Source organism: Methylobacterium sp. FW306-05-D, assembly GCF_058782155.1.
Window position 1 is genome coordinate 1 of record NZ_JBYSXL010000110.1, and the last position, 10,170, is coordinate 10,170.

General features: G+C 71.9%; 8 protein-coding genes. 5 read left to right on the forward strand and 3 right to left on the reverse strand.

The genetic code is table 11. The annotated features are described in order from the left end of the window. The 5 genes from mnmE to AC3WLN_RS22405 all read left to right on the forward strand — a co-directional run. Positions 1 to 1,185 (forward strand): tRNA uridine-5-carboxymethylaminomethyl(34) synthesis GTPase MnmE (gene mnmE, locus AC3WLN_RS22385; protein ID WP_492484965.1); only part of this gene is annotated, 1,185 nt, incomplete at its 5' end. A 116-nt stretch (positions 1,186 to 1,301) separates the two neighbouring features. Then, entirely contained in the window at positions 1,302 to 3,182 is a 1,881-nt protein-coding gene (mnmG, locus tag AC3WLN_RS22390) for a tRNA uridine-5-carboxymethylaminomethyl(34) synthesis enzyme MnmG (protein ID WP_492484967.1), read from the forward strand. Next, complete coding sequence (rsmG, locus tag AC3WLN_RS22395) at positions 3,172 to 3,810, forward strand: 16S rRNA (guanine(527)-N(7))-methyltransferase RsmG (protein ID WP_492484969.1); 639 nt, start codon at positions 3,172 to 3,174, stop codon at positions 3,808 to 3,810. Before mnmG ends, rsmG begins: the two co-directional genes overlap by 11 nt. Beyond that, positions 3,807 to 4,655, forward strand: a complete 849-nt coding sequence (locus AC3WLN_RS22400) for a ParA family protein (RefSeq protein ID WP_492484971.1) — start codon at positions 3,807 to 3,809, stop codon at positions 4,653 to 4,655. The genes rsmG and AC3WLN_RS22400 overlap by 4 nt, the downstream gene beginning before the upstream one ends. Positions 4,656 to 4,724: 69 nt before the next feature. Then, on the forward strand, positions 4,725 to 5,624 hold the full coding sequence (locus AC3WLN_RS22405; RefSeq protein WP_492484973.1) for a ParB/RepB/Spo0J family partition protein: 900 nt from the start codon (positions 4,725 to 4,727) through the stop codon (positions 5,622 to 5,624). 3 nt (positions 5,625 to 5,627) lie between these two features. Here the strand turns inward: AC3WLN_RS22405 and holA are convergent, their stop codons facing one another. The 3 genes from holA to leuS all read right to left on the reverse strand — a co-directional run bounded on the left by holA (position 5,628) and on the right by leuS (position 10,166). After that, positions 5,628 to 6,668 (reverse strand): DNA polymerase III subunit delta, encoded by a 1,041-nt coding sequence (gene holA / locus AC3WLN_RS22410; protein WP_492484975.1) that lies wholly within the window; start codon positions 6,666 to 6,668, stop codon positions 5,628 to 5,630. Positions 6,669 to 6,678: 10 nt separating this feature from the next. Continuing rightward, entirely contained in the window at positions 6,679 to 7,254 is a 576-nt protein-coding gene (gene lptE / locus AC3WLN_RS22415; protein ID WP_492484977.1) for an LPS assembly lipoprotein LptE, read from the reverse strand. A gap of 311 nt (positions 7,255 to 7,565) precedes the next feature. Next, complete coding sequence (gene leuS, locus AC3WLN_RS22420) at positions 7,566 to 10,166, reverse strand: leucine--tRNA ligase (RefSeq protein WP_492484979.1); 2,601 nt, start codon at positions 10,164 to 10,166, stop codon at positions 7,566 to 7,568. Positions 10,167 to 10,170: the final 4 nt, after the last annotated feature.

Sequence of the window (10,170 nt, forward strand, 5' to 3'; positions counted from 1 at the left end):
CGCCTCTCCCTCCGCACCCTGCGCGCGCCCGACGGCACGCCCCTCGACCAAGCCCTCATCGCCTGGATGCCGGGGCCCGCCAGCTTCACCGGCGAGGACATGGTGGAACTCCACCTGCACGGCGGCGTCGCGGTCCGCAGCGCGGTCCTGCGGGCCCTGGCCGACATCCCCGGATGCATCCCGGCCGGACCGGGGGCCTTCACCCGCCGGGCCTTCCTCAACGGACGCCTCGATCTCACCGAAGCCGAGGGCATCGCCGACCTCATCGACGCCGAGACCGAGGCGCAGCGGCGACAGGCCCTGCGCCAGCTCGACGGCGCGCTCGGCCGACAGGTGGCCGACTGGCGCACACGGCTCATCGACCTGCTCGCGGGCGTCGAGGCGGCCCTCGACTTCTCGGACGAGGGCGACGTCGACGACGCGGCCCTGGATGCCGCCCTGGCGGACAAGGCGCGGGCGATCCGCGACGCGGTCGCGACGGTGCTCGCGGATGCCCGCCGTGGCGAGCGCCTGCGCGACGGCTTCACGGTGGTCCTGGCCGGACCGCCCAATGCCGGCAAGTCGACGCTCCTGAACGCCCTGAGCCGACGCGAGGCGGCGATCGTCTCTGCCACCCCCGGCACCACCCGCGACGTGATCGAAATCCGCTGCGATCTCGGCGGCCTGCCGGTGACCCTCGTCGACACCGCCGGCCTGCGCGAGGCCGGTGATGCGATCGAGGCGGAGGGCATCCGCCGGACGCACGCCCGCATGCAGCAGGCCGACCTGATCGTGCTGCTGCACGGACCGGACGCCGAATCCGCGCCGCCGCTACCGAGGCCGGACGGACCCGTGCTGCGCGTCCACACCAAGCGCGATCTCGACCCCGCGGCCGCCCTGCCGGAGGGCGGGATCGGCATCTCGGCGAAGACCGGGGCGGGCCTCGACTGGCTGCTGTCAGCGATCGCGGCGAAGGCGGAAGAGGCGGTGGGAAGCGGGGATGCCCTCATCACCCGCGAGCGCCATCGGCTCGGCCTGTCCCGCTGCCGCGAGCATCTCGACCGCCTGCTGGCCGGGACGGCCCTGCCCGAGCTCGCCGCCGAGGACCTGCGGCTTGCCGTGCGGGCGCTGGGCGAGGTCGCCGGACATGTGGGCGTCGAGGAGATGCTGGACCGGCTGTTCTCGGGCTTCTGCATCGGCAAGTGACCGGGCCCGCCATCCCTCTGTGACCGTGGGACCACGAGCCGGCGGTTTCACGTGAAAACCGCGCTGCGGCGCATCCATGCGTTGACCATCGGCGCTCTGCCCGCTTAATCGATCCCATGCACCACACACCTGATTCCTACGACGTCATCGTCGTCGGTGGAGGCCATGCCGGCGTCGAGGCCGCCGCGGCGGCGGCGCGGATCGGCGCGCGGACGGCCCTTGTCACCCATCGGGCCGCCACCATCGGCGCGATGTCCTGCAATCCGGCGATCGGCGGCCTCGGCAAGGGTCACCTCGTGCGCGAGGTCGATGCCCTCGACGGCCTGATGGGGCGCGTCGCCGACGTGGCCGGCATCCAGTTCCGGCTGCTGAACCGGCGCAAGGGGCCGGCGGTGCGCGGCCCGCGCACCCAGGCCGACCGCAAGCTCTATGCCCGCGCCATGCAGGCCGCCATCGCGGAGACCGCGAATCTCGGCGTGATCGAGGGGGAGGTGGCCGATCTCGCCCTCGCGCAGGGCCGCGTCTCTGCCGTGATCCTGGCCGACGGGCGCACCCTCCCCTGCGGCGCCGTGGTGCTCACCACCGGCACCTTCCTGCGCGGTCTCATCCATATCGGAGAGACCCAGATCCCGGCCGGCCGCGTCGGCGAGGCCCCGTCCGTCGGGTTGGCCCGGACGCTGGACCGGGCCGGATTCGCCCTCGGCCGCCTGAAGACCGGCACGCCCGCACGCCTCGACGGCCGCACCATCGACTGGTCCGGCCTGGAGATGCAGTCGGCGGACGAGGACCCCGTCCCGTTCTCGACCCTGACGGAGCGGATCACCACGCCGCAGATCCAGTGCGGCATCACCCGCACCACCCAGGCGGTGCACGATCTGATCCGCGCCAACCTGCATCGCTCGCCGATGTATTCGGGCGGGATCGCCAGCCGTGGTCCGCGCTACTGCCCCTCCATCGAGGACAAGGTCGTCCGCTTCGGCGACCGCGAGGGCCACCAGATCTTCCTCGAGCCGGAAGGCCTCGACGACCCGACGGTGTATCCGAACGGCATCTCCACCGCGCTGCCCGAGAGCGTCCAGCGCGACGTCATCGCGCTGATCCCCGGCCTGGAGCGGGCCACGATCCTGCGCCCGGGCTACGCCATCGAGTACGATTACGTCGATCCGCGCGAGCTCGACGCGACCCTCCAGGCCAAGCGCCTGCCGGGCCTGTTCCTGGCCGGGCAGATCAACGGCACCACGGGCTACGAGGAGGCGGCGGGGCAGGGGGTGGTCGCCGGCATCAACGCGGCCCGCCTCGCCGGGGGCTCCGCGCTCACCACCTTCGACCGGGCCGAATCCTATCTCGGGGTGATGATCGACGACCTCGTCACCCATGGGGTGAGCGAGCCCTACCGCATGTTCACCTCGCGCTCGGAGTACCGCCTGTCGCTGCGCATCGACAATGCCGACGAGCGCCTGACCCCGAAGGGCGCCCCCCTCGGCTGCGTCGGCGCGCGCCGGGCCGCGCATTTCGCCGCCGCGCAGACGGCCCTCGACGCCGCGCGCGCCCAACTCGACACCTTGAGCCTCACCCCCAACCAGGCCCGCGCCGTCGGTATCGCGCTCAATCAGGACGGCATCCGCCGCAGCGCCTTCGAGCTCCTGTCCCACCCGGGGATCGACTGGGCGCGCCTCTGCGCGGTCTGGCCGGAGCTCGCCGCCGTGCCGGCCCGCGTGGCCGAGCGACTCTGCACCGACGCCACCTATGCGGTCTATCTCGACCGCCAGCGGGCGGACATCGCCGCCTTCCGCCGGGACGAGGCGGTCGCCCTGCCGATCCGCCTCGATTATGCCGGCATCCCCGGCCTGTCGAACGAGATGCGCCTGAAGCTCGAGGCGGTCCGTCCCGGCACCCTCGGCCAGGCGGCACGGATCGAGGGCGTGACTCCGGCCGCCCTCACCCTGCTCGCCGCCCATGCCCGCCGCGCCGATCGCGGGGCTGCCCATGGCCTCTGATCGCGACCGCGATCGGGTCCTGGCGGCAGCGGGTGTTTCACGTGAAACAGCCCGGCGCCTCGACCTCTATGTCGAGCAGCTCCGGCGCTGGCAGAATGTGAAGAATCTTGTCGGGCCCGCCACCCTGTCGGAGGTCTGGACCCGCCACATCGCCGATGCGCTCCAGCTCCGGGAGATCGCCCCGGAGGCGGAGACCTGGCTCGACCTCGGCGCCGGCGCCGGCCTGCCCGGGCTCGTCCTCGCCATCGCGGGCCACGAGCGGCCGGGATTCCGGGTCGATCTCGTCGAGAGCAACGCGCGCAAATGCGCCTTCCTCACCGAGACCGCCCGCCTCACCCAGGCGCCGGCCCGCGTGCACAATGCCCGCATCGAGCAGGTCATCGGCGGCCATCAAGGCGTCGCGGTGGTCTGCGCCCGGGCGCTCGCCCCCCTCGCCCAGCTGCTCGCCTGGGCGGAGCCGCTGTTGACAACCGGCACGGTCGGCCTGTTTCCGAAAGGACGTGACGTCCAATCGGAATTGACCGAGGCCGCGCAACGGTGGAGATTCGTTTACGATCTCGTGCCGAGCCGAACCGAGTCGGAAGCGCGGATCGTCCGCGTCACGACCCTATCTCGCGTGGATTCATGACAAGCGATCCGACTCCCGTACCGAAGACCGGCGGCAACCCGGATCGGCCGCTGCGCATCCTGGCGCTGGCCAACCAGAAGGGCGGCGTCGGCAAGACGACGACGGCAATCAACCTCGGCACGGCGCTGGCCGCCATCGGCGAGAGCGTGCTGGTGATCGATCTCGATCCGCAGGGCAACGCCTCCACGGGTCTGGGCATCGACCGCCGCCAGCGCAAGGTCTCGACCTACCACGTGCTGGCCGGCGAGGCCTCCCTGGGGCAGGCCTGCATCCCGACCGCGGTGCCGCGCCTGATGGTGGCGCCCTCTACCATGGACCTCCTCGGCCTGGAGATGGAGATGGCAAGCGCGCCGGACCGCGCCCATCGCCTGCGCACCGTGCTCAAGGGCGTCGGCGAGGCCGGCGCCACGGCGGGCGTCACCTACGTGCTGATCGACTGCCCGCCCTCCCTGAACCTCCTCACCATCAATGCCCTGGCCGCCTCCGACGCGGTGCTGGTGCCCCTGCAATGCGAGTTCTTCGCCCTGGAGGGCCTGAGCCAACTCCTGCGCACCGTCGAGCAGGTCCGCGGCGCCCTCAATCCGCGCCTGACCATCCAGGGCATCGTCCTGACGATGTTCGATCCGCGCAACAACCTGTCGGCGCAGGTGGTGGCGGATGTGCGCAGCTTCATGGGCGAGAAGGTCTACGAGACCATGATCCCGCGCAACGTGCGCGTGTCCGAGGCGCCGTCGCACGGCAAGCCGGTGCTGCTCTACGATCTCAAATGTGCGGGTAGCCAAGCCTATCTGCGCCTCGCCTCGGAGATCATCCAGCGCGAGGGGCGCCTGCCCGTTGCGGCGTGACGAGGCGGGGGCGCCCTGCCCCCGCCCGGTGAAGCGGTCTAGTCAGGTTCGGAGTTGAAGCAGGTGGCGATGGCGGATGATGTGGTGCGGCCCCGGCTCGGGCGCGGCCTCGCGGCCCTGATCGGCGATTTCGGCGACGACAACGCCGAGGCGAGCAAGTCCCAGGCGCAGCGCAAGGTTGCGGTGGAGTTCCTGCGCCCGAACCCGCGCAACCCGCGCCGCCGCTTCAACGAGGTGGACCTCGAGGAGCTGTCGGCCTCGATCAAGCTGCGCGGCATCATCCAGCCGATCGTGGTGCGGGCGCTCGCGGGCGTGCCGGACACCTACGAGATCGTGGCGGGCGAGCGCCGCTGGCGCGCGGCCCAGCGCGCCGGGCTCCACGAGGTGCCGGTGGTCACGGTGGAGATCGACGACCGGACCTCCCTCGAATTCGCCATCCTGGAGAACGTCCAGCGCACCGACCTCAACGCCATCGAGGAGGCCGCCGGCTACGAGCGCCTGATGAGCGAGTTCCAGTACAGCCAGAGCGAACTCGCCGAGATCCTGGGCAAGAGCCGCAGCCACCTCGCCAACACCCTGCGCCTGCTCCAGCTCGCCCCGGCGATCCAGGACCGGGTCGTGGCCGGCGAGATCACGGCGGGCCATGCCCGCGCGCTGCTGGCCGTGCGCGATGCCCAGGCCGTCGCCCGCCGCATCGTGGAGGAGGGGCTGTCCGTCCGCGAGGTCGAGGCCCTGGCCTCCGCTGAGGTGCCGGAGGGCGACGGCCCCCGCCCCGGCCGGCCCCGCCGCGCGGCCGAGAAGGACGCCGAGATCCGCACCCTCGAACAGGCCATGGCGCGGGCGCTCGGCGTGACCGTGGCGCTGAAATCCAAGGTGGCGGGGGCGGGCGAGATCCGCATCCGCTACGAGACCGCCGAGGAGCTTCGGGGGCTCTGCAACCGCTTCCGGGTCACGCTGCCGGAGGGCTGAATCTCAGCGCCGGCGGGCGGCCTCGCCGGCGATGCGCAGGAGCGTGCTCGAGGCCTGGGCGTGGGCCAGGTCCGGGTCCGCCCGGCGGCAGGCCAGCACCGCGTCCTGGAGCAGCTGGATGGCGTGCCGCAGGGCCGGGGGCGACCAGCGGGCGAGCTGGGTCTCCACCAGCGCCTTGCGCCGGAAATGCAGGCCGCGCCAGTTCGCCACCATCGCGCCGGCGCTCTGCCCCTCCCCGGCGAGCCGGGTGGCGAGCCGGGTGGCGAGCAGGGTCAGGGCGTGCCGCAGGGCCGAGCCGAGCATGACGGACGGGTCCATGCCCTCGTGGCGGAAGCGGCGGTAGTCGCGTTCCACCTCGCCGCTGCGCCCGGCGAAGGCGGCGTCGATCAGCGTGTTGAGCACGCTGCCGGCCACGTCGCTGACCACCGCCTCGACGTCGTCCAGGCTGACCTGGCCCTGCCCGCGGGCGTAGAGGGCGAGCTTCTCGATCTCCGACAGGCTGGCGCCGCGGTCGCCGCCGAGGCTGGTGGCGAGGACGTCCCGGGCGTCGCGGGCGATGCGCAGGCCCTGGTCCTGGAGCGTGCGGTCGATGAGCTCGGCGAGCGCCCGCTCGTCGTCCGGGTAGCAGGGCAGGGCGAGGGCCTTGGGCGACTTCTCGCACAGCGTCCGCAGGGGCGCGCTCTTGGCCAGGTCGCCGCCCTCCACCACGATGCGGGCGTCCCGGATCTCGGCCTTCAGGGCCGCCTCCACGGCGGGCGCGTAATTGCGGCTGCCCGCCCGGATCCAGATCGTGCGGGTGCCGCCGAACAGCCCGACGGTGCCGGCCTCGTCCACGAGGCGGCCGGGGTCCTGGGCCAGTACGTCCCCGTCGATCTTCACCATGGCGAAGGGGTCGCCCGGATCGCTGACGAAGGCCTCCGCCAGGGCCTTGGCGCGGGTGAAGACGAGGCCGGTATCCGGCCCGTAGACGAGCAGGACCGCGATGCGCGGGTCGGGCCCGCGCCGGATCAGCCCGTCGACGTCGCTGGCCTTGACGGCGGTCACGCGGCGCGGCTCAGGGCTTGGTCACCAGCACGGAGGCGATGCGGGTCTTGATCTGCTCGGCCAGGACCTTGGCGAGGCGGATCTCTGCGTCGCGGGCGGCCCGCAGGCTGGCGAAGCGCTGGATCGAGCGGTCGTAGGTCGCGGTCGAGGTCGCCACGCCCTCGCTGATGATCTTGGTGCCGCTCAGGTCTTCGAGGGCGTACTTGACCGTACCCACGATGGTGCCGGCCTCGGCGCGACCGGTCTGCGAGGACACGATCGGGGTCTGCACCGACTCGCTGCCCTGCATCTTCAGGCGATAGCGCTTGGTCGAGGGCTGGCCCGAACCGTCGAGATCGAAGATGAGCTCGCTGCGCAGGTAATGCCCCAGGCGCTCCTGGCCCTGCGCCATCGCCACGTCGTCGACCTGCACCGAGGCGAGGAGGGCGGCCATCGGCTCGCCCGAGGCGGTGGGACCGTAGAGGGGGCGAAAGCAGGCCGACAGGTTGAGCGCCAGGGCGGCGACGGCCGCGACCCGCGCGGCCCGGCCGACCGTGCCGGTCGCCGCTGCCCGAACCGCCCCTGCCCCGTTTGCCAAGCGCATCATGCCCGCCGCCGTCTCGCTGTCTCGCCCCGCCCGTCTGTACGGCGAACCAAGGTTCGACGACAGCCTAATCGGCGCAAGCTTTACGTTTCCTATCCGGCAGGATCATGGTCGCCGGACCGGGGGTGTGGATGTTGTTGGCGTCCCTCCGTCCCTCGCGGGGACAGGTCAGGAGCGGGGGGGAGTGCCCCCAGCCTCCTGCGCTCGAGGGTCACCCAACCACCCCTACCGCCAACGCCTCCCCGCACGCTCGACGGATCGCGGGCGGCCCCGAGATCCGCTGGGGAGGAGGGCCGCCTGGCGCCGACCCCCGATCAGACGACGAGGTTCACGATCCGGCCCGGAACCACGATCACCTTCTTCGGAGCGCGGCCCTCCAGGGCCCGCTGCACCGCTGCGTCGGCGAGCACCAGGGCCTGGACCGCGGCGACGTCGGCGCTGCGCGGCACCGTGACGTCCGCCCGCTTCTTGCCGTTGATCTGGACGGGCAGGGTGACGCTGTCCTCCACGAGGAGCGCGCGCTCCACCTCCGGCCAGGGCGCCTGTGCGACGAGGCCGTCGCGGCCGAGCGCCCGCCAGCATTCCTCGGCCAGATGCGGCATCATCGGGGCGATCAGCTGGGTCAGGATGCCGGCCGCCTCCCCGGCGACGGCCCGCGAGACGCCGCCCCGCAGGGCCTCGTCCAGGGCATTGGCGAGGGTGTAGATGTGGGCGACGCAGCGGTTGAAGCGCAGGCGCTCCACGTCCTCCTCGACGGCGGCCAGGGCCTTGTGCGCGGCCTTGCGCAGGGCGGCGTCGCCCCCGCCCTCGGCCGTCTCGACGGCGCTCGCCAGGGAGACGAGGCGCCAGACGCGCTGGACGAAGCGGGCCGCGCCCTGGACGCCGTCCTCGGTCCAGATCACGTCGCGCTCGGGCGGCGAGTCGGAGAGCATGAACCAGCGCGCGGTGTCGGCGCCGTAGCTGGCGATGATGTCGTCCGGGTCGACGACGTTCTTCTTCGACTTCGACATCTTCTCGATGGCGCCGATCGTGATCGGCTCCGCCGTTTTCACGTGAAACGCCTCGCGCGTCCCGGACTCGGCCGAGATCCGGATGTCGGCCGGCGGCACCCAGGCCCCGGCCGCATCCTTGTAGGTCTCGTGGACGACCATGCCCTGCGTGAACAGGCCGTCGAAGGGCTCCGAGACGCCGGACCACTCGGTGGCCTTCATCGCCCGCATGAAGAAGCGGGCGTAGAGCAGGTGCAGGATCGCGTGCTCGATGCCGCCGATATACTGGTCGACGGCGAGCCACTGGTCGACCGCCCTGCGGTCGGTGGGCGCGTCCTGCAGCCAGGGCGCGGTGAAGCGGGCATAGTACCAGGACGAGTCCACGAAGGTGTCCATGGTGTCGGTCTCGCGCCGCGCCGGCTGCCCGCAGGTGGGGCAGGGGACGTCGCGCCAGGCGTGGTCCCGCTCCAGCGGGTTGCCGGGCACGTCGAAGGAGACGTCGTCGGGCAGCCGCACCGGCAGGTCGGCCACCGGCACGGGCACGGGGCCGCAGGCCTCGCAATGGATGATCGGGATCGGGCAGCCCCAGTAGCGCTGGCGCGAGACGCCCCAGTCGCGCAGGCGGAACTGCACCTTGCGCTGCGCCACTGGCTCACCGTCGAGGATCTCCGCCTCCAGGCGGTTGGCCACCGCGTGGAAGGCCTCGTCGGTGGTCATGTCGTCGAGGAAGCGCGAGTTGATCATCCGCCCGTCGCCGTCATAGGCGGTGTCGGTGACGACGAAGGTCGATGCGTCCTGGTCCTCCGGGCAGACCACGGGCGTGTTGCCGAGCCCGTACTTGTTGGCGAAGTCGAGGTCGCGCTGGTCGTGGGCCGGGCAGCCGAACACGGCGCCGGTGCCGTACTCCATGAGCACGAAGTTCGCGACGTAGACCGGCAGCCGCCAGGACGGGTCGAGGGGGTGGCGGACCTTCAGCCCGGTGTCGAAGCCGAGCTTCTCCGCCGTGTCGATGGCGGCCTGGGCCGTGCCCGTGCGCCGGCATTCCTCGATGAAGCTCTGCAGCGCCGGGTGGGCCGGCGCGAGCGCCGCCGCGATCGGGTGGTCGGCCGCGATGGCCAGGAACTTCGCCCCGAACAGGGTATCGGGCCGCGTGGTGTAGACCTTGATCTCGGGCTCGAGATGGGACGGGGGCGCCTCCAGGGCGAAGCGGACCTCCAGCCCCTCCGAGCGGCCGATCCAGTTCTTCTGCATCACCCGCACCTTCTCCGGCCAGCGCTCCAGGCCGTCGAGGGCGTCGTAGAGGTCCTGCGCGAAATCGGTGATCTTGAAGAACCACTGGGTCAGCTCGCGCTGCTCCACCAGGGCGCCCGAGCGCCAGCCGCGCCCGTCGATGACCTGCTCGTTGGCCAGCACGGTGTGGTCCACCGGGTCCCAGTTCACCTTGGCCGTGCGCCGCGTCACCAGCCCCTTGCCGAGGAAGTCGAGGAACATGCGCTGCTGGTGCTTGTAGTAGTCGGGATCGCAGGTCGCGATCTCCCGGCTCCAGTCCAGCGACAGGCCCATGCTCTGCAGCTGGCCGCGCATCGTCGCGATGTTGGCGTAGGTCCAGTCGCGCGGATTGACCTTGCGCTCCATGGCGGCGTTCTCGGCCGGCAGGCCGAAGGCGTCCCAACCCATCGGGTGCAGCACGTTGAAGCCGCGCGCCCGCTTGTAGCGCGCCACCACGTCGCCCATGGCGTAGTTGCGCACGTGGCCCATATGGATGCGCCCCGACGGGTAGGGGAACATCTCCAGCACGTAGTATTTCGGCCGGGGATCGTCGTTCTGCGTGGCGTAGATGCCCGCCGCGTCCCAGGCCTGCTGCCAGCGCAGCTCGGTGTCCTTGGCGTTGTAGCGCTCGGGGGCGGGTTTGGGGGTGGTCGTCATGGGC